Here is a 20237-nt window from a genome sequence, read left to right on the forward strand (position 1 = left end):
CCGAACCGGGGATGTTCGCCCTGGTTCTGCACTCCCATCTGCCGTGGCTCGCCAACCACGGCAGATGGCCCGTCGGCGAGGAATGGATCTACCAGTCCTGGGCTGCGTCGTACATTCCGCTCGCCGCCGCACTACGACGCCTGGCCGACGAGGGCCGATCGCACTTGCTGACGCTGGGAATCACGCCGGTACTCGCAGCCCAGTTGGACGATCCCCACTGCCTCGCCGGAATGCATCACTGGCTCGGCAACTGGCAGATCCGCGCCCACGAGGCCGCCGGCATGCCGGACGCAGCGCACCGCGAACTCGGAGCGCGCGAACACCGGGCGTCAGCAGCCGCTCTCGAAGATTTCGAGACTCACTGGCAGCACGGTGCCTCGCCGGTATTTCGCGACCTCATCGATCGGGAGGCATTCGAGCTTCTCGGCGGGCCGCTGGCCCATCCGTTCCAACCACTGCTCGATCCCCGCTTGCGAGCCTTCTCCCTCCGCGAAGGTCTCGCCGACGCGCATGCCCGGTGGAACCACACCCCTACCGGGATCTGGGGACCCGAGTGCGGGTACACCCCGGGCATGGAGCGCGGTTACGCCGAAGCCGGCGTCACTCACTTCATGGTCGACGGCCCCGCCCTGCGCGGCGACACGTCCCTCGGCCGACCGGTTCGAGAATCCGACGTCGTCGCTTTCGGTCGCGACCTGCAGGTCAGCTACCGTGTCTGGTCCCCCAAGTCCGGATACCCGGGCCACGCTGCCTACCGCGACTTCCACACCTACGACCACGCGACGGGCCTCAAGCCGTCGCGGGTCACCGGACGGACCGTCGACTCCGCCGACAAGTTGCCGTACGACCCCGAACTCGCCGCTGCCGCCGTCGACAAGCATGTCGCCGACTTCGTCGACACCGTTCGGGCGCGTCTGCGCAGTGAATCCGCCCGCATCGGCCGCGACGCCCTCGTGGTCGCCGCTTTCGACACCGAACTGTTCGGGCACTGGTGGCACGAAGGTCCGCAGTGGCTCGAGAAACTCCTGCGCGCGCTCCCCGAAGCCGGAATCCGCGTCGGCACCCTCGCCGACGCCAAGGCATCGGGATACGTCGGCGAACCCGTTCAGCTCGAGGACTCGTCCTGGGGATCGGGTAAGGACTGGCGCGTGTGGGCCGGTGATCAGGTATCCGACCTGGTGCAACTGAACTCCGAAGTGGTGGAGACCGCGCTCGGCACCGTGGACAAGTCTCGCGGACGCGACAACGCACCCGGACGACCGGAACTGCGAAACCGCGTCAACGATCAGGTACTTCGCGAGACACTGATGACAGTTTCGAGCGATTGGGCATTCATGGTGAGCAAGGATTCGGCCGCGGGATACGCCCGCGAACGTGCGCACAAGCACGCCCATGCGACCAGGGAAATCTCCGAAGCGCTGGTATCCGGCCGCGATGCCGTCGCCGTGCGACTCGCCGAAGGCTGGAATCGCGCCGACGGGTTGTTCCCGGGACTGGATGCTCGCCGTCTACCTGACACAGAACTGAGTCCGTCGTGAAAATTCTCATCGTCTCGTGGGAGTACCCACCGGTCGTCGTCGGCGGGCTCGGTCGACACGTCCACCATCTCGCCACCGAATTGGCAGCGGCGGGCCACGAGGTCGTGGTGCTCTCACGCCGCCCGTCCGGCACCGATTCATCGACCCACCCGACAGTCACGCACATTTCCGAGGGCGTTCTCGTCGTCGCGGTGGCCGAGGACCCGGCGCACTTCGTCTTCGGTGAGGACATGCTCGCGTGGACCCTGGCCATGGGCCATGCGATGGTCCGTGCCGGAATGGCGCTGCACAAGCCGGGCGTCGGCGAAGGTTGGCAACCGGATGTGGTGCACGCGCACGACTGGTTGGTAGCACATCCGGCGATCGCTTTGGCCGAATTCTACGACGTACCACTGGTTTCCACGCTTCATGCCACCGAAGCCGGTCGACACAGCGGTTGGATCTCCGGCCGAATCAACCGTCAGGTCCACTCCGTCGAATGGTGGCTTGCAAACGAATCCGACTCTCTCATAACCTGTTCGGCGTCAATGCAGGAAGAAGTGACCGAGCTCTACGGCCCGACGCTTCCACCGATCACCGTCATCCGCAACGGAATCGACGTGACCACGTGGAACTTTCGCGAACGAGGACCGCGATCCGGACCGCCGAAACTCCTCTTCGTCGGCCGCCTGGAATACGAGAAGGGCGTACAGGACGCCATCGCGGCACTCCCCCGTATCCGTCGTAGCCACCCCGGCACGACCCTCGCGATCGCAGGCGAAGGTACCCAGTTCACCTGGCTCTACCAACAGGCACGCACGCATCGCGTCGCGCGGGCCGTCGACTTTCTCGGCAACCTCGATCACACCGAACTGCTCAGCTGGCTGCACGGCGCGGATGCCATCGTCCTGCCGTCGCGCTATGAGCCGTTCGGGATCATCGCACTCGAAGCGGCGGCAGCCGGCACACCGCTGATCACGTCCACCGCAGGCGGACTGGGCGAGGCCGTCGTCGACGGCGTGACAGGCATGTCCTTCCAACCAGGCGACATCGCCGGCCTCACCTCGGCAGTTCGCGAGGTTCTCGACGATCCCGCCGGGGCACAGGAGCGGGCCGTGGCTGCCCGGGCACGCCTGACGTCGGACTTCGACTGGCATCAGGTCGCCGAGGAGACTGCGCACGTCTACGCGGGCGCAAAGCGTCGGGTCCGGCAGCCGCTGGCACGTCCGCAGATACCCGAGCGTCCGCTACCTGGGCGCTGACCTCAAGGAGTCGGGAGCGGCGCGGTGAAGCGAGAACTCGCATCCCCGAGCAGATGGCCTGGCGGCAACATCCGGCCGCACACCACCAGCAGCAGATCCTGCGCCGCTCCGTGGACCTCGGCGCCCGCACCGTATTCCCAGTCCCGGTCGTCGGCGCGCAGCCGCGCGCCGTCGAGGTCCGTCCCGAAATACTTCACCGTTTTGGGTGAGAGGCCGCCGAGGACGCGGCTGAGCCGGTCTTCCGGCACCACGTAATCGTCACCGAGTGCCACGCGAATGTCCTGACCGTGGATCACGTCGTGCGAAAGCGCGCCCTCGAAGCCGCCGCCCGGCGGCTTCCACGGATGTGCAACGTTGTCACGAAGCGAGGCGAGCAGTTGTTGCTCACCAACTTCCGACGCGTCGGCGAGCGCTCGCCGATTCGACATCTTGTTGAAATTTCCGCGTGACTTGACCATCTCCACGACGAATCGCGGCGCCGAGTATCGGTACGGCATGGTGATGTGCGCGATCACTTCGCGGACGCGCCACCCGTCGCACAGGGTCGGCGCGTTCCACTGCGCTGCGCTCAGGACTTCGAGAAATCCCACCAGTTCGCGGCGCTGCGCCACGACCCATTCGGGTGTCTGTTCGCTCATGTCGGCACTCCTTTCACCGGCGCAGACTTTCGGCGCCGATACCGATACAGACCGGTGGCGGCGCCGAAAGTAATCGCGGGATCTGTCGAAAAGTGGCTTACGACGTCGACGACGCGTCGGCAGCGTCTGCGGCAGCCTTCTTGCGCGCGATGTCCTCGAGCGCGGCGACGTACTTCGCGCGATCGGCAGCGCCGGCTTCCCAATCGGACTTGCGGTTCTTGACCGCCTTCGCGGGCGAGCCGACGGCGATGCTGTAGTCCGGGATGTCTCCCTTGACGACGGCGTGGGCCCCGAGGACACAACCACGTCCGACGCGGGTGTTCCGCAGCACGGTGACCTTGGCGGCAACCCAGGTGTCCGGGCCGATACGGACGGGGCCCTTGACGATGCCCTGGTCCTTGATAGGTGTGTTGATGTCGTCCATGCGGTGGTCGAAGTCGCAGATGTAGCACCAGTCGGCTACGAGCGTCGAAGCACCGATTTCGATGTCGAGGTAGGTGTTGACGACGTTGTCCTTGCCGAAGACGACCTTGTCGCCGATGCGCAGCGAGCCTTCGTGGCACCGGATCGCATTGCCGTCACCGATGTGCACCCAGCGCCCGATCTCGAGGCGGGAGAGGTCGGGGGTGGAATGGATTTCGACGTTCTTGCCGAGAAACACCATGCCGCGCAGGATCACGTGCGGGTTGGCCATCTTGAACTTGGCGAGACGGTAGTACCGCACCAGGTACCAGGGTGTGTACGCCTTGTTCGCCAGAACCCATTTGAGGGAATCGACCGTCAAGAACTTGGCCTGATCGCTGTCGCCTCGGCGTGATCCCCGCCATCGAGTGCGCAACGGTGCGCCCCACATGCTCGTCATGAGTGTTCAGCCTACGTGGGGCCGACTCACCGACCCTCGGGGTGTGCCCCGTCACGTTGCCCCGGTCGGGATAGTCTCTGGTCCGGGCTTGTGCAGTTGTCGAAGGCTCTTGACGAAGTGAAGGCAGGGAGATTGTGATGCGGCGGGTCCTACGGTCGTCCGTGATGGTGTCGACGGCGATCGCTGCGGTCCTGATCGCCGGTTGCGGCAGCGACGACGGCCGGGTGGACCGGTACGCGTCGGCGGGTTGGCCGGCCATGCATGCCGACGCACGCAACAGCGACACGAGTCCGGTCACCGGATCACGCGATATCGAGTTCGCGTGGTCACGGCCCCTCGGCGGTCCTGTTGCCGCCTACGCCTCGGTCGCCGCGAACGGTCAGAGCTTCGTCACCGCCCGCACCGAGAACGGCTGCAATCTCTTTTCGTTCCAGATGGATTCGGGTCGCAAGAAGTGGTGCGCTCGACTCAACGACGGCGTAGTCGCCTCGACGCCCATCGTCGACACGGCCACCAATGTCTACGTCGGCGAGAGCGGCGCGATGATGTCGTTCACTGAGACCGGCCAATTACGTTGGCGCACTCTTGTTGTCGGCACCCCGCTCTCGTCGCAGTTCACCGGCGACGGGAACCTGCTCTTCATCACGCAACTGGGCCAGATCAACGTGCTCGATCCGCAGACCGGCGCAAAGGTTCTTCCGTCGTTCGACCTGATCCCGCCGCCGACGATCGACCAGGGCGCGAATGCAGAACTCATTCCCGACAACAAGGGTTTGAACGAGTGCTTCCTCGGCACGTCCGGTTGCCCGGTGGCCAATACGCCGGCAGTCGACCTGGGCACCGGCAAGTTCTACTTCACCTTCTACGGACCCAGTTCGCAGGCAGCCGATCTGGTCGCCATGAAGTACACGGGCGGCAACAACCCGTCCATCACTCGTGAGTGGTCCACCGACGCGCTTCCCGGTGGGACTGCGTCGAGCCCGGACCTGTCGAAGGACGGCAAGACCGTGTACGCCACCGACAACAACGGATCACTCTGGGCGGTGGACGCCGAAACCGGTGACCCGCGGTGGAGTTACGACATCGGCTTCAACTCGGCGGGCAGCGCCTCGACGTCCGACGACGGCCTGATCATCCCCGCCGGCGGCGACAAGGGGCATCTCCTTGCCGTGCGCGACGAGGGGGATCACGCCGAACTCGTCTGGGAGCGTAAAGACCTTCTGCAGCTGGGTGTTCCGGCACAGACCGCCGGAAACACCGGATACACCGTCGTACGTGAGGGCGAGAACGGACTGAGCCTGATCACCTTCGACACCGAAACCGGCGAGACGGTGGATCAGGACACGTTGCCGGGCGCGGTCGGCTTCACCGTCGGCACTTCCATCGGCCCCAAGGGCGAAGTGTTGACGCCCAGCGCAATCGGTGAGCTGTTCGTCTTCAAGTGATCTAGCGGGATGCCTCACAGATGAAGGCCGACGCCGATCGTCCGATCCGAACGATCACGACGCTCAGCGCGAGCGAGCCTTTCAGCTTGAGCCGCGGACGCAGCACTGCCGGATCGACGTCGACTCCCCGCACCAAGATTTCGGCGACACCGCAGTCCCGCTTGGCCAGCGTCTGCTTGAGCAGTTTCTCCGAGTACTTGATCTGCTCGAGGATCCGGAATCCGCGAACGCCCTCAGGGACACTGTCACCGGTCAGATAGGCGATCCGCGGATCCAGTTGCCACAGGCCGTGTCTGGCCGCGTAGTGGCGCACGAGGCCCGCGCGCACTACCGCCCCGTCCGGGTCGATGATCCACTTCCCCGGTGCCTGCTCCGGGATGACGTCGTCCTCGGAGTCGGTGATCGCCCAACCGGTCCCGTCGGAGCGAAGCACCGAAGCTCGACGCGTAACGCCGGACTCGGCCAGCCCCGAAGACCACAGGCAGGCTTCCTTGACACCGCCGTCGAGCGAGACGACCTCGACTTCGCCCGCCCAACCGAGATTGCCGAAATCGAGTCCGGGAGCGCACTTCACGGCGAGATCTCGCCCGGAGTACGCCTCGATGAGGTCTGGTAACGGCGGCATCAGCGCTGCGGGATCATGAGTGCGGCGACCGCCCGATCGCCTTGCGGGATCTGCCAGTACGACGGTTTCGCGGCTCGTAGGGCGGAGAGCGTCGGCGCGCAACAATGCTGCACTCGGCACATTGCGCTGCGCCATCGCCAGCCGAACGGAATCGATGTCGCTGCCGATCACGCGATGCGCAACGCCGGTCAATGCGTGCAGTTCGGCGCCGATGGAGCACGTCACGTCATGGACGTCGCGCCCGATCAGACGCTGCGCCCGGTGGGCCGCGACAACGCCAGGAGTGGATTGTTGCATCGCGTCGTCCGTGAACAACCACTGCTCACTGCCCGGCAGTTTGGCGGCCGCCTTGCGCCGAAGTAGGACGGTGTCCACGAGCGCGGGCATGTGATCACCGAAACGCGTACGCGCCCGGCCGATGTCGGCCAGACGCGTACGCGTGGACAGTTCGAGCTGATCCACTTCGGCCAAGGCCGCTACGCCGGAATCACTTCCGAGATAGTCGACGTCGCCGAGGGTGAAGTCATAGCCCAATTCAGTTGCCGGGCTTCACGCCGGTGATCATGACGTTGTAGAAGAATCCGCGAGGAACGACGTGGCGGAGTACCTTCTCGTCGACCCAGCTGAGCGTCTTCCAACCACCGAAAGCGAAACGCCCCCAGCCCCAACCGAGCTTCTCCGGCGGAACAGCCGCCTCGAAGGTGCGGACAGGCCAGCCGAGAAGAGCCGCGGCGAACTCCTCGGTGGCAGCGTGGACCTGATCGGCGCCGGCGGACTTCGCCATGTTCTCGAGGTCCGTGGGGTCGAACGTGTGGATGTCGACGACAGCTTCGAGAGCTGCTGCGCGGGAGGACTCGTCGAGCTCTTCCTGCGGGCGACGCCAGTCTGCGAGGAACGGCAGCTTGGTCACGCGTGTGGTTGCTTCCCACGTCGCGCGGCCGAGCCAGCGAGCGTAGAAGTTGCCGACAGTGGTGGGCTCACCGGCGAAGACGAAACGTCCGCCGGGCTTGAGGACACGAAGGACCTCACGCAGCGACTTCTCCACGTCCGGAATGTGGTGCAGCACGGCGTGGCCGACAACCAGGTCGAAGGTGTTGTCCTCGTACGGAATGGTCTCGGCGTCGGCGACACGGCCGTCGACCGGCAGGCCGAGGCTCTCGGCATTGCGCAGCGCGACCTTGACCATGCCGGGCGAGAGGTCGGTGACCGAGCCGGTTTTGGCGACTCCACCCTGCATCAGGTTGAGGAGGAAGAATCCGGTGCCGCAACCCAGTTCGAGGGCGCGCTCGTACGGGAGCGGCTGGTCGCCCGCGACGGCGTCGAAACGACCACGTGCGTAGTCGATGCAGCGCTCGTCGTACGAGATGGACCACTTGTCGTCGTAGGTTTCGGCTTCCCAGTCGTGGTAGAGCACCTGGGCGAGCTTGGTGTCCTTACGAGCGGCCTCGACCTCTTCGGCCGTGGCGTGCGGCCGCGGCGCGGGGTCGACTACCGAGGTGTCGGTAGCGGCGGGCGGCGTGACGGTTGCGTCGTCATTCGGGCTGGCTGTCATGGCGGCTATCCTACTCGCTGGTAAGAGATGAACAAGTTCTAGTTTAGGGGAGCCTACTCGCCCGTGAACTCGGCCTTGCCCGGACCGTTGGCGATGAACGACTCCATGCCGATCGTCTGATCCTTGGTCGCGAACAATCCGGCGAACAGATGCTGCTCGATCTTGAGGCCGGATTCCAGGTCGGTGTTCAGACCCTCGTCGATGGCCGCCTTGGCAGCAGCCAACGCGCGCGACGCACCTCCGACGAACTGCGAGGCCCACGTACGGGCTGCGGTGTAGACATCGTCAGGAGCGACGACCTCGTCGACCAACCCGATGGCCAACGCCTCGTCAGCCCCGACGAAACGGCCGGTGAAGACCAGATCCTTGGCCTTGGCCGGCCCGATCAGGCGAGCGAGGCGCTGCGTTCCGCCGCCACCGGGAATGATTCCGAGCAGAATCTCCGGAACTCCGAGCTTGGCGTTGTCTCCGACAATCCGGCGATCGGCCGAAAGGGCAACTTCGAGTCCGCCACCGAGTGCGTATCCGGTGATCGCGGCAACGGTCGGCTTCGGGATGGACGCCACGGCGCCGAGCCCGGCCTGCATGCCACCGATCGCGTCACGGATCTGGCCGTAGTCCATCTCGGCCATTTCCTTGACGTCGGCGCCGGCAGCGAAGACCTTCTCCCCGCCGTAGACGATGACGGCCTTGACCGTCTTGTCGACGGTCGCAGCGTGTGCGGCAGTTGCCAACTCGTCCTGCACCTGACGGTTCAGTGCGTTCATGGGCGGGCGCGCCAGACGGATGGTGCCGATGCCTTCGGAAACTTCGAGAGTCACAAATTCAGCCATGATCGAGAATCTACTTTGCCGCCTTGATCGACCACGGATGCGGTCCGGCGGTGTAGTAGCCGTCCTGGTTCGGGAATTCCACGCGCAGGGTTTCCTCGTCGGTGATCAGCGTAGGCAGGATGACGGGGATCTCCGGCTCGGCTGCGAGTATCTCCGCCACCGAGCTGAACTTGGCCAATTCGGTCAGCTGACTCCATGTCGGCGGCAACAGGATGCTGCCACCCTCACGCCAATGCGCAAGAGCGTCCTGCGGGCTCTGCCAACGAACCTCAGCGGCCTCGGAGGTGACTCCGTCCGCAATCTGTCCGGTCGGTGACGCCGCGACGAAGAAGCGTGTGTCGTAGCGGCGGGTCTCGCCCACCGGCGTGATCCAGTTCGCCCACGGCCGCAGCAGATCCGTTCGCAGGACCAGGTTCTCCTTTTTCAGGAAATCACTGAACGACAGCTCGTGCTTTTCGAGGGCAACCCGGTCCTGCGCGTAGCCGGCCGTGTCGGCCACGACGGTGCCTGCGGTCGGTCCGGCGAGCAGGACGCCGCACTCCTCGAACGTTTCCCGAACCGCAGCCAAGATGAGGGCCTTCGCCCGAGCCACATCCGTGCTGAACCGCCCGGCCCACCACTCGACCGACGGGCCGGCCCACTCGACCTCGGCCGTCGCGTCGGACTTGTCGACGCCGCCGCCGGGGAAGACCGTCATGCCCCCGGCAAACGCCATCCCCTGTACTCGTTGAAGCAGGAAGATCTCGATACCGGATTCGGCATCGCGCACCAAGATGACGGTGGACGCATCCTTGGGGTCGGGGACAGCGTTTGCATTCTCGTTAGCCATGCTTCGCGAACCTACGCGATCTGTGATCTGGGCCGCATTTCAGGTCCCACTGAAGCTCACGCGCGATGAGCTCCGGACGGCCTCGCACGGCGCGCGAAGTATCGGCCGTCCGCCTTGTCGAGGCTGATGGACTGGCTGAATGCCGCGCTCAGATTTTCGGCGGTGATGACGTCGTCCAGAAGCCCCTGGGAGACGACCTCACCTTCCTTGAGAAGGAGTGCGTGAGTGAATCCCGGCGGGATTTCCTCGACGTGATGGGTGATCAGAACGGTTGCCGGGGCGTCCGGATCGGCAGCCAGTTCGGCGAGTCTGGCCACAAGTTCCTCACGGCCACCGAGGTCGAGCCCGGCGGCGGGCTCGTCCAGAAGAAGAAGTTCGGGATCGGTCATCAGGGCTCGCGCGATGAGGACGCGCTTGCGCTCGCCTTCGGAAAGCGTCCCGTACGTACGATCCGCCAGGTGCTCGGCGCCGAGGCTTTCGAGCATCTCGACAGCACGCGAGGTGTCCATGGATTCGTACTCCTCGCGCCACCGACCGAGAACGGCGTAGCCCGCCGACACGACGAGGTCGCTGACCTTCTCGTCGCCGGGAACGCGGTTCGCCAACGACGACGAAGACAAACCGATTCGCGGGCGCAACTCGTTGACGTCGACCTTGCCGAGAACTTCACCGAGGAGGTGGGCGGAACCACTGGTCGGGAAGGTCTCGCCGGCCGCGATGCGCAGCAGCGACGTCTTGCCGGCGCCGTTGGGTCCGAGCACCACCCATCGCTCGTCGAGCTCCACTTTCCAGGTGACGGGACCCACGAGAGTGGACCCTCCCCGGCGGATGAGTACATTGTCGAAATCGATGAGCAGATCTGGATCAGGTAGCGGCACCCGAACATCTTCCCGCACATTCTCCGGCCGTTCACGGCAGGATCATCTTGCGTGTCGCCTCTCATCGAAACTCACACCCCGACGCCCGGGTCTCCGTTCCCCCTCGGCGCCCACATCGTGGACTCCGGAACCCAGTTCGCGGTCCACGCCCCGGCCGCGTCGAGCGTCCACATCTGCCTGATCGACCAGGCCGGAAACGAAGATCGCGTCGAACTTCGGCAACACACGTACGGAATCTGGCACGGAATCATCGCCGGGGTCGGTGCGGGGCAGCGATACGGAATTCGGGCGAGCGGTCCGTGGAATCCGCGAGCCGGGCTGAGACTGAATCCACACAAGCTGCTCGTCGATCCGTGGGCGCGCCGCATCGAGGGGGAACTCGGTGATCACCGTGCCCTGCTGTCGTACGCCGACGATCCCTTCGGCGACCCGTCGACGCTCGACTCGCTCGGCCACGTGCCACTGTCCGTGGTGACTCCAGGCCTCGTGCCCGCCGCCGCCCGCCTCGAGACGCCGTGGGAGGAAAGCGTGATCTACGAGCTGCATGTGGGCTCGTACACCGCCAGTCATCCAGGAGTACCCGCCGCCCACCGCGGAACGTACCTCGGCCTGACGGCACCGGCCGTGATCGATCACCTCGTCTCACTCGGCGTCACCGCCGTGGAACTGCTTCCCGTACAGGCGTTTCTGACCGAACAGAGCGTCCGCGAGCGAGGGATGCGCAACCACTGGGGATACTCGACGGCGTCGTACTTCGCCCCGCATCCCGGATACGCGGCAACTCCGGGCGGCGAAGTCACCGAGTTCCGGATCATGGTCGACGCACTTCACGCGGCAGGCATCGAGGTCATCCTCGACGTCGTCTACAACCACACCTGCGAGCAGAGCGTCGACGGAATCAGTGTCAGCTGGCGAGGTTTGGACGGTCCCGGCTACTACCTTCTCGACACAGACGGCCGCGACATCGATCTGACCGGGTGCGGCAACACGGTCGACGCCTGCTCCCCCATCGCCGTCCGCATGATCACCGACAGCCTCCGTTACTGGGCCACCGAAATGGGTGTCGACGGCTTCCGATTCGATCTCGCGAGCGCGTTGGGTCGGCCGCGCGGCGGCGGCTTCGACCAGCGCGCGTCAATCCTGTCGGCTATCTCCTCCGATCCGGTACTGACTCGGTGCAAGCTCATCGCCGAACCCTGGGATGCGACTGCCGACGGATACCAGGTCGGAAACTTCGGACTCCAGTGGTCCGAATGGAACGACAAGTACCGCAGCACCATTCGCCAGTTCTGGAACGGCGGCTCCAGCGTCCGGAAGGTCGCGTCGCGCCTCGCCGGTTCCGAGGACATCTTTGCCGGCAGCGGCCGTCGCCCCTGGGCATCGATCAACTTCGTCACCGCGCACGATGGGTTCACGGCCGCCGATCTAGTGACATACGACCACAAGCACAACGAGGCCAACGGTGAAGACAATCGTGACGGCGCCGATCACAACGATTCGTTCAACCACGGAATCGAAGGTCCGAGCACCGATCCCGAAATTCAGGACGCCAGGGCGCGCCACGTACGGGCGCTGCTCGCCACGCTCATGCTGTCGACAGGTACACCGATGCTCACCGCCGGTGATGAGTTCGGCCACAGCCTGGGCGGGAACAACAACGCGTACTGTGTTCCCGCTCTCGCCTCCCCTGCACAGTCGTGGGCACTGGACTGGACGAGCGCCGATCAGTCGTTGGTGCGATTCGTCTCCCGAGCTCTCGGACTACGCCGAGCGGCACCGGCGTTGCGTCAGCCCGAATTCTTCGAAGGCAGAAGAAGACTGGACCACCCGGACCTCGTCTGGTTCGACGCTGCCGGCATCGAGTTCGACGACACCGCGTGGTACGACGAGGCTCACCGAACCCTGCAGGCCTGGATCGACGGCGCCGACGTTCGGTCTCACACGCGGACCGGGCGTCCTCTCGGTGACGACAGTTGGCTCCTGATCCTGCATTCCGGCGGACCGACTCAAGTCACCGTCGGAACTCCGGAATGGTTCGACGGCACCTTGACTGCATCGTTCGATTCGGCGTCACCCACCGGAGAGCCTGCCTCGACCGCGGAAGTTTCCGTCGGCACCGAAATTTCGTTGACCGGACCCACGGTCTTGGCCTTACGTTCGGTTTCACGTCCGCCGGTCACCGCTGCTGTCATGGAATCCGGCAGCACCTTGATCAGGAATTGAATGGTCGGTCCGATTCCGAAGGCGTACAACACGGTTCCGACGCCGACGGTTCCACCGAGAAGCCATCCGGTAGAGAGGACCGCGATTTCGATGCTGGTACGCACGAGCCTGACCGACAAGCCGGTGCGCGCCACCAGTCCGGTCATCAACCCGTCGCGGGGGCCCGGCCCCATGCCCGCGCCGATGTAGAGAACGCTGGCCAGTCCGTTGAGGAGGATTCCCGCGACCATGATCACGGCTCGAACTGGCATGGAATCAAAGACGGGCAAGAAGGCCAGTGAGGTATCCACCGAGATGGCAATTACAACGACATTGGCGACCGTTCCGAATCCCGGCCGCTGGCGGATCGGAATCCAGAGCAGCAGTACCACCGCACCGGTAATCGCAGTGATCACGCCGAAACTGAGCGAAACGTGCTCGGCCACACCCTGATGAAACACGTCCCAGGGATCCAAACCAAGACCGGCCGTGATCATCATGGCCATCGAGAAGCCGTACAACCACAGACCGACGAACAGCGAGGCGAATCTCCGTATCAACACTCGACCATCTTGAAGGCCACTGGACTGTTCATCCATAGCCAAGTTACCGATACTGGACTGGTCGGTTACGTCTCTACGGAACCGCGATGACTGTCATGGAGCCTGGTGCCACTTCCGTGAAACCAGCGTCACGAACCGCGACGGCCTCCGACTTCTTCAGCCGAACTACTGCTTCGGCCCACTGTTCCGGGCTCGCGTCGCGCACTGAGCAGCGAAAGTCGTTCTGCGCCCAGGCCCAGCACTGTTTCTCGGACATGGCCGCCGCCAACAACATCGAGGCATGCCCGACCTGTGCCGACGCCTTGCCAACCGTCATCTCGAGCGCCGAGTCGATCCACAGCACCGGAAGACCAGGCTCCGGCGGGCCAGGCTCGTCGTGCTCGAGATCGGTCCCACCGATCTGCAACTTCTTGATTCGCGGGTCCAGTTCTCCGACCAGCCCGGGAACCAGAGCCCGCGCCTGCGCGCCATCCACATCGACGGTGATTCCCGGTACCTCCAGCGCGGCGAGCCACTGCGCTCCTCGCGCTCGACGAGACACCTTCCGAATCCGGGCACCCACCCACGCCGAATAGTCCTCGTGCCAGGGGCCGGGTTCCCCGTCTTCGGTGAACCCGACGCGTTCGTCCAGACACAGCGCCACAGCCGCCGTTGCCGCAGCCTCGAGCAGTGCGGTGCGCTTGGGCGGGTCTGCCTTCGGAATGTGCAGAACGATCGGCATCGCCAACACCAGCGCCGGATCCGCGGGATCGTCTCGCCCTCCGTACCCAGCAGCCAGCACCGCGTGGCGCTCGCGCCAGCGCGAATCGGGGCCGGACATCACAGCTGGATCGGAGGTGACTGCTGGATCGGAACTCATGGAATCGGTACGCGTCGTACGCCACCGTCGACTGCGTCTGCCGCCTCGACCTCGTCGCGAGTCACACCGAGAATGAACAGCACAGCATCGAGGAAGGGATGCGACAGAGCCGCGTCCGCTACCTCGCGCAGTGCAGGCTTGGCGTTGAACGCCACACCCAGGCCCGCAGCGTTGAGCATGTCGATGTCGTTGGCACCGTCACCGACGGCCACGGTCTGTTCCATCGGCACACCGACCTGATCGGCGAACTTGCGCAGCGCCACGGCCTTCGCAGCCCGGTCGACGATCTCACCGATCACACGCCCGGTCAGCTTGCCGTCGACGATCTCGAGAGTGTTGGCGTGTACGAAGTCCAGTTCGAGTTCGTGCGCGAGGCCTTCGATGACCTGGCGGAAGCCGCCGGACACGACACCGCAGTGGAATCCGAGACGACGCAGGGTACGAATGGTGGTGCGAGCACCCGGCGTCAGTTCGATGCTCTCTGCCACCTCGTCGATGACGGAGGCGTCGAGACCGGCGAGTGTGGCAACCCGCTGGTGCAGTGATTCGGTGAAGTCGATCTCGCCGCGCATTGCAGCTTCGGTGACAGCGCGGACCTCGTCCTCGACGCCGGCCTTCGCGGCCAGCATCTCGATGACCTCGCCCTGAACGAGCGTCGAATCCACGTCGAACACGATCAGACGCTTGGCCCGGCGAGCGAGACCTGCGCGCTCGACCGCGATGTCGACGTTTTCGAGTGCGGCAACCTCGGCGAGTCCGGTGCGCAGCTTCGCGTCGCCGTCGACGGTATCGGCCGCACTGACGCTGAGTTCCAAACCGGTGACGGGATAGTCGGCGACACCACGGATCGAATCGATGTTGGCGCCCTGCTTCGCGAGTTCGCGTGCAACCGATCGCATAGCGCGAGCATTGACCGGGCTGCCGAGAACAACTACCGCGTGGGTAGATACCGCGGGCCGTCCGGGATCGGCACCGATTTCGATGTCGACGTTCATTCCGACTGTCGCCATCGCCTGTTCGAGTTCTTCCTGAAGCGCTTCGGGATCGTTCGGGCAGGCCACCATGACTCCGAGTGTCAGTCGACCTCGAATCACCACCTGCTCCACGTCGAGTAGACGAACATCGTGCCGCGACAGCGCCGCGAACAATACCGAGGTGACGCCAGGGCGGTCCGGCCCGGTCACAGTCACCAGAACAGTGGTGTCAGAGGCACCCACCGAAAACTCCGATCGTTTCTTCGTTCGCGTCTTTATCGTCACTATTGTGCCAAGCGAAAGGCCCCACCCGTTACTCGGGCGGGGCCTTCGCTGATTACTTCAGTGTGTTACTTCGCTCAGGAGCGGCTGTCGGTGCCGGGGTCGCCTTCGTCCCCGACTGTCAGCGGCTCGTGACGAGCATCTTCGAGCACGGTGCTGGCGTTCTTCCCGCCGTGGCCGGGGCCGACGTGCGCTTCCGCGCGCATCCGCTCCACCATGTGCGGGTAGTGCAACTCGAACGCCGGACGCTCGCTACGGATGCGCGGCAACTCGGTGAAGTTGTGACGCGGCGGCGGGCAGGTGGTTGCCCACTCCAGCGAGTTTCCGTAACCCCACGGATCGTCGACGGTGACAACTTCGCCGTAGCGGTAGCTCTTGAAGACGTTCCAGATGAACGGAAGCGTCGAGGCACCGAGTACGAAGGCGAAGATCGTGGACACCGAGTTAAGAACCGTGAATCCGTCCGAGGGCAGGTAGTCGGCGTAACGACGCGGCATACCTTCGGCACCGAGCCAGTGCTGAACGAGGAACGTGCCGTGGAAGCCGACGAACGTGGTCCAGAAGTGCCACTTGCCGAGGCGCTCGTCCATCATGCGACCGGTCATCTTCGGGAACCAGAAGTAGATACCGGCGTACGTGGCGAACACGACCGTGCCGAAGACCACGTAGTGGAAGTGGGCGACGACGAAGTAGCTGTCCGTGACGTGGAAGTCGAGCGGCGGGCTCGCGAGGATGACACCCGACAGACCACCGAATAGGAAGGTGATCAGGAAGCCGATCGAGAACAGCATCGGCGATTCGAAGGTCAATTGCCCCTTCCACATCGTTCCGATCCAGTTGAAGATCTTCACACCTGTCGGCACGGCGATCAGGAACGTCATGAACGAGAAGTACGGCAGGAGAACAGCGCCTGTTGCGTACATGTGGTGAGCCCACACCGCGATCGACAGAGCGGCGATGGCCAGCGTTGCGTACACCAGGCCGCTGTAGCCGAAGATCGGCTTACGGCTGAAGACCGGGAAGATCTCGGACACGATGCCGAAGAACGGCAGCGCGATGATGTACACCTCGGGGTGACCGAAGAACCAGAACAGGTGCTGCCACAGGAGCACACCACCCGTTGCCGGGTCGAAGATGTGTCCACCGAGATGGCGGTCGACGAACAGGCCCATGAATGCAGCGGTCAGCAGCGGGAACGCCAGCAGGATCAGGATGCTGGTGATGAAGATGTTCCAGGTGAAGATCGGCATGCGGAACATGGTCATACCGGGTGCGCGCAGGCAGATCACGGTGGTGACCATGTTGACGCCACCGAGGATGGTGCCGAGGCCGGCGACAGCCAGACCCAAGACCCACAGGTCGGCGCCGACGCCGGGGCTGTGCAGCGCGCTGGTGAGCGGCGTGTATGCCGTCCAACCGAAGTCTGCTGCGCCACCGGGCGTGACGAATCCGGCCGTCGTGATGATCGCGCCGAACAGGTACAGCCAGTAGCTGAACGCGTTCAGACGCGGGAACGCGACGTCGGGTGCACCGATCTGGAGCGGAAGAATGTAGTTCGCGAAGCCGAAGACGATCGGGGTCGCGTACAGCAGCAGCATGATCGTGCCGTGCATGGTGAACAGCTGGTTGAACTGTTCATTGGAAAGGAACTGCATGCCGGGTACAGCAAGTTCGGCACGCATCATCAGTGCCATGAGGCCACCGATGAGGAAGAAGGCGATGGAAGTCGCCAAGTACATGATTCCGAGCACCTTGGGATCGGTGGTCGTGATCATCTTGAAAATGAATGAGCCCTTGGGTCCCTGCCGCGGCGGGTAAGGCCTGGCCGGCGCTATCGTGGGGACTGGCTGGGGCGCTACGGCAGTCACTGATCCTCCTGAATGTGCCTTTGGTCGCTCCGCAGACTCCGTTACAGAGCCCTTGGTTGCGCCCGCAGGGTCCGTCGCCCGGGCTGCGGACAACGGCTTCTGGCTTGCGCTCATCGAATCGTAGACCGTGACTCCGAGGCACCGCGACCCGGTCCTACTCTGCGTCGTACTCGAGCATCCGTTTTTCGCGGAACCGAACGAACGACCTGCGGTTTATGTTCCCTGGGGAGTCCGAACCCACTTCCGAATCGGCGTGTCGCACCCGTCGAAGATTTCGGCCAGTGTCCGTTTTCGGCCAACTCCTCCACTGATAAGGTCACCCTCGCCTAACTCATCTCAGGAGTCAATCAGTGAAATTCTTTCCCCGCCGTGCCGCGCTGGTAGCGGTCGCAGCCTCGATCGCCTTGGTCGTTCCGGCCTGCTCGAGCAACGACGAACCGGCTGCAACCACCACCTCGACCGAGTCGGGTGAATTCCCCCGCACCGTCGAACATTTCCGCGGAAGCACCGAAATCCCGGCTGCGCCCCAGCGGATCGTCGCGCTCGACAACAGCTTCACCGACGCCGTCCTTCTCCTCGAATCCCCGCTCGTCGGTTATGTCGACTACCGCGAGCCCGGTCTGCCCAACTACCTCGGATCCTCCCGGGAGGAATTCGCCGCGGACGCCGTCTCGGTCGGCACGGTCAGCAGCGCAAGCCTCGAGAAGATCGCCGCACTGCAGCCGGACCTCATCATCTCCGCCGAGGTCCGCGACGGGAAGAACTACGAGCAACTCTCCGCGATCGCGCCCACCGTCTTCACCCAGACGACCGGTCCGACGTGGAAGGACAACATTCGCCTGGTCGGTGAAGCCCTCGGCAAGGAGTCTTCGGCTGAGTCGAAGATCACCGAGTACGAAACTCGCGCGGCTGCCGTCGGCAAGGAAATCAACGAGAAGGCCGACAACCCGGTCATCTCGGTGGTCCGATTCGCCGGTGAACCGACCGCACGCCTCTACCGCACCACCTCGTTCAGCGGCATCGTTCTTCAGGACGCCGGACTGAAGCGCCCCGACAACCAGGGGCCCGACCCCGCCGACGCCGGCAACATCATGATGAAGATCAGCCCCGAGCTGATCAACGAGGCCGACGCGGACGTCATCTTCATCAGCACCTGGCAGGACGCCGAGGGCAAGAGCGCTGAAGCTGCGAAGCCGTTCCTCGAGAGCCCGCTGTGGCAGACCCTTCGAGGACGGAAGGTAGACGTGGACGATTCACGTTGGATGTCGCCGGTCAGCATCCAGGGCGCGCACATGATCCTCGACGACCTCTCGGACACGTTCGAGGTGGACAAGCAGAACAGCTGAGTCGAGCAGCTAACCTGAACGGCGCCCGCTCACACAGGAAGCCGTCGACTTGTCTGTTCTCTCACGCACGACTGTTCTCTCACGCACGACTGCCCACACGTCCATTCGTCGTGTCTCGATCCTGGGGATCGCCGCCACGATGCTCGTCCTCGGTGGTTGCTCGTCCGACTCGTCGGACGATCCCGCGAGCACCATCGTCCGGACCACTACGTCGATCGCCGGTGCCGGCGTGATGGGCATCGAACGCGACACCGCCACCGCCTGCCCGACGCCGACGCCGGCCGACCCGGGCGCGGGCCCCGAGGTGAAGCGTCGAGTGGTGCACACTGCGGGCGAAACCGAGGTTCCTTCCGATCCACAACGGATCGTGGTCCTCGACAGCGTCTCGATGGACGCCGTGTGCGCCCTCGGACTGTGGGAGCGCGTGGTGGGCGCTGCGACCGGCGTCGACTCGCCTCAACCGTCGTACCTCGGTTTCGGCATCTCGGAAATTCCGAGTGTCGGTCCCGTGAGCGCACCTGACGTCAACGCCGTGAAGGCCGCCGCGCCGGACTTGATCCTCGGGTCGAGTCCGGCGTCCGACGGTTTGTACGGGCAACTCGACGCCATCGCGCCCACCGTGTTCGCCGGGTCCGATCCCGTGTACTGGAAAGCTCAGTTCGCGCTCGCCGGTCAGGCACTGGGCCGCTCGTCAGCGGCGGCGACGGAGCTCGATCGATACCAGCAGGACGTCGTGCAACTCGGCGACACATTGAATGCATCACAGACGCAGGCATCAGTGGTTCGGTTCGGTGCGAAGGACCTGCAGATCGAGGGTCCCGCGTCCTTCGCCGGACAGATCCTCAACGACGTCGGCGTCCGGCGCCCACCGGCTCAGCGATTGACCGATGCGACCACAGCACCGATTCCGGCCGACGATCTCAGCGCAGCAGAAGGTGACTTGATCTACGTCCTCTTCGACGGGCCGAACGGTCGTACTTACGGCACCGAGGTCATGAAGAGCGACCAGTGGCAGGACCTCGCCGCCGCCTCCGATCGGCGCGTGTTCGTGGCGGAAGACGACATCTGGAACGGAAACGGGATGACTGCCGCCCATGCCGTATTGGCGGATTTGAAGGGAACCTTGAACGGATATGCGAGCTGACCGGAACGAAACACGACTCCCACATTCGAGGCAGCTCGCCGCAACTGTGATGGTCGGTTTCTGACCATGCCGATCCCGGAATTCATTGTCGCCCTGCGCGAGAAGGTCGGTCATGCCCCACTGTGGCTGTCCGGAGTGAGCGTCGTGATTCGCGACGACGACGGCCGAGTCCTTCTCACCCGCCGAGCCGACAACGGTCAATGGGCCGTCGTGTCCGGCGTTCTCGAGCCCGGCGAGGAACCGTCGTCGGCGGCGGTGCGGGAGGCGAAGGAAGAAACCGGAGTCGACGCCGAATTGATTCGGATCACGAGTGTCGATGTCACAGAACCCATTACGTACCCCAACGGCGACGTGACTCAGTACTTGGACGTGTGCTTCCTGGCCAAGTGGACCGGCGGAGAAGCGCATGTGGCGGACGACGAGAACCTCGAGGTCGCATGGTTCGCGCCGGGCGAATTGCCCTCGGACATGACCGACACCTCGCGACTACGCCTCGAAAAAGCGTTGCAGGACAAGCCGGAAGCGTGGTTTCTGCGCTAGTCCACTCCCCCATGGACG

The 20237-nt window shown here is 64.4% G+C and carries 17 protein-coding genes and 1 pseudogene; 7 read left to right on the forward strand and 11 right to left on the reverse strand.

Features of this window, described 5'->3' with window-relative positions:
- Nucleotides 1-11: 11 nt before the first annotated feature.
- Nucleotides 12-1538, forward strand: a complete 1527-nt coding sequence (locus ACFWAD_RS13960) for a 1,4-alpha-glucan branching protein domain-containing protein (protein ID WP_378545339.1) — start codon at nucleotides 12-14, stop codon at nucleotides 1536-1538.
- Complete coding sequence (locus ACFWAD_RS13965; protein ID WP_283303686.1) at nucleotides 1535-2779, forward strand: glycosyltransferase family 4 protein; 1245 nt, start codon at nucleotides 1535-1537, stop codon at nucleotides 2777-2779. Before ACFWAD_RS13960 ends, ACFWAD_RS13965 begins: the two co-directional genes overlap by 4 nt.
- A gap of 2 nt (nucleotides 2780-2781) precedes the next feature.
- Here ACFWAD_RS13965 and ACFWAD_RS13970 read toward each other — a convergent pair whose 3' ends face one another.
- The gene (locus ACFWAD_RS13970; protein WP_378544684.1) at nucleotides 2782-3417 is read right to left on the reverse strand and encodes a maleylpyruvate isomerase family mycothiol-dependent enzyme; all 636 of its coding nucleotides are present in this window, start codon (nucleotides 3415-3417) and stop codon (nucleotides 2782-2784) included.
- A 97-nt stretch (nucleotides 3418-3514) separates the two neighbouring features.
- Entirely contained in the window at nucleotides 3515-4279 is a 765-nt protein-coding gene (locus ACFWAD_RS13975) for an acyltransferase (protein WP_283303684.1), read from the reverse strand.
- Nucleotides 4280-4416: 137 nt separating this feature from the next.
- Here ACFWAD_RS13975 and ACFWAD_RS13980 point away from each other — a divergent pair, with 137 nt between their 5' ends.
- Nucleotides 4417-5724, forward strand: a complete 1308-nt coding sequence (locus ACFWAD_RS13980; RefSeq protein ID WP_378544686.1) for a PQQ-binding-like beta-propeller repeat protein — start codon at nucleotides 4417-4419, stop codon at nucleotides 5722-5724.
- A 1-nt stretch (nucleotide 5725) separates the two neighbouring features.
- Here ACFWAD_RS13980 and ACFWAD_RS13985 read toward each other — a convergent pair whose 3' ends face one another.
- The 5 genes from ACFWAD_RS13985 to ACFWAD_RS14005 are packed head-to-tail and all read right to left on the reverse strand — an operon-like array spanning nucleotide 5726 to nucleotide 10441.
- Entirely contained in the window at nucleotides 5726-6883 is a 1158-nt protein-coding gene (locus ACFWAD_RS13985) for a class I SAM-dependent methyltransferase (protein ID WP_378544689.1), read from the reverse strand.
- A gap of 1 nt (nucleotide 6884) precedes the next feature.
- Nucleotides 6885-7901, reverse strand: coding sequence for a class I SAM-dependent methyltransferase (locus ACFWAD_RS13990; protein ID WP_003944733.1), 1017 nt, complete (start codon nucleotides 7899-7901; stop codon nucleotides 6885-6887).
- A gap of 53 nt (nucleotides 7902-7954) precedes the next feature.
- A complete protein-coding gene (locus ACFWAD_RS13995) occupies nucleotides 7955-8734 on the reverse strand; it encodes an enoyl-CoA hydratase/isomerase family protein (protein WP_378544692.1) in 780 nt (259 codons plus the stop codon).
- 10 nt (nucleotides 8735-8744) lie between these two features.
- A complete protein-coding gene (locus ACFWAD_RS14000; protein WP_378544695.1) occupies nucleotides 8745-9563 on the reverse strand; it encodes an NUDIX hydrolase in 819 nt (272 codons plus the stop codon).
- Nucleotides 9564-9619: 56 nt separating this feature from the next.
- Nucleotides 9620-10441: an ABC transporter ATP-binding protein gene (locus ACFWAD_RS14005; RefSeq protein ID WP_003944728.1), complete on the reverse strand. Its 822-nt coding sequence runs from the start codon at nucleotides 10439-10441 to the stop codon at nucleotides 9620-9622.
- Nucleotides 10442-10492: 51 nt separating this feature from the next.
- Here ACFWAD_RS14005 and glgX point away from each other — a divergent pair.
- A pseudogene (gene glgX / locus ACFWAD_RS14010) lies at nucleotides 10493-12535 on the forward strand (glycogen debranching protein GlgX); the annotation flags it as partial.
- Here the strand turns inward: glgX and ACFWAD_RS14015 are convergent.
- The 4 genes from ACFWAD_RS14015 to ctaD form a co-directional block, all read right to left on the reverse strand.
- Nucleotides 12448-13242 (reverse strand): YitT family protein, encoded by a 795-nt coding sequence (locus tag ACFWAD_RS14015; protein ID WP_378544698.1) that lies wholly within the window; start codon nucleotides 13240-13242, stop codon nucleotides 12448-12450. The pseudogene glgX and the gene ACFWAD_RS14015 sit on opposite strands and share 88 nt — an antisense overlap.
- Nucleotides 13243-13279: 37 nt before the next feature.
- Nucleotides 13280-14065, reverse strand: coding sequence for a peptidyl-tRNA hydrolase (locus ACFWAD_RS14020; protein ID WP_378544701.1), 786 nt, complete (start codon nucleotides 14063-14065; stop codon nucleotides 13280-13282).
- A complete protein-coding gene (serB, locus tag ACFWAD_RS14025; protein WP_020969288.1) occupies nucleotides 14062-15282 on the reverse strand; it encodes a phosphoserine phosphatase SerB in 1221 nt (406 codons plus the stop codon). The genes ACFWAD_RS14020 and serB overlap by 4 nt, the downstream gene beginning before the upstream one ends.
- 116 nt (nucleotides 15283-15398) lie before the next feature.
- Nucleotides 15399-17189: a cytochrome c oxidase subunit I gene (ctaD, locus tag ACFWAD_RS14030; protein WP_020907234.1), complete on the reverse strand. Its 1791-nt coding sequence runs from the start codon at nucleotides 17187-17189 to the stop codon at nucleotides 15399-15401.
- Between the two features lie 350 nt (nucleotides 17190-17539).
- Here ctaD and ACFWAD_RS14035 point away from each other — a divergent pair, with 350 nt between their 5' ends.
- The 3 genes from ACFWAD_RS14035 (at nucleotide 17540) to ACFWAD_RS14045 (ending at nucleotide 20219) form a co-directional block, all read left to right on the forward strand.
- Nucleotides 17540-18535 carry an ABC transporter substrate-binding protein gene (locus ACFWAD_RS14035; protein ID WP_378544704.1) on the forward strand — a complete coding sequence of 332 codons (996 nt, stop codon included), beginning with the start codon at nucleotides 17540-17542 and terminating at the stop codon, nucleotides 18533-18535.
- 49 nt (nucleotides 18536-18584) lie between these two features.
- On the forward strand, nucleotides 18585-19679 hold the full coding sequence (locus ACFWAD_RS14040; protein WP_378544707.1) for an iron-siderophore ABC transporter substrate-binding protein: 1095 nt from the start codon (nucleotides 18585-18587) through the stop codon (nucleotides 19677-19679).
- A 66-nt stretch (nucleotides 19680-19745) separates the two neighbouring features.
- Complete coding sequence (locus tag ACFWAD_RS14045) at nucleotides 19746-20219, forward strand: NUDIX domain-containing protein (RefSeq protein ID WP_378544710.1); 474 nt, start codon at nucleotides 19746-19748, stop codon at nucleotides 20217-20219.
- Nucleotides 20220-20237 lie beyond the last annotated feature (18 nt).

It is taken from the genome of Rhodococcus sp. NPDC059969 (assembly GCF_042738325.1).
In the GTDB taxonomy this organism is placed as follows: domain Bacteria; phylum Actinomycetota; class Actinomycetes; order Mycobacteriales; family Mycobacteriaceae; genus Rhodococcus_F.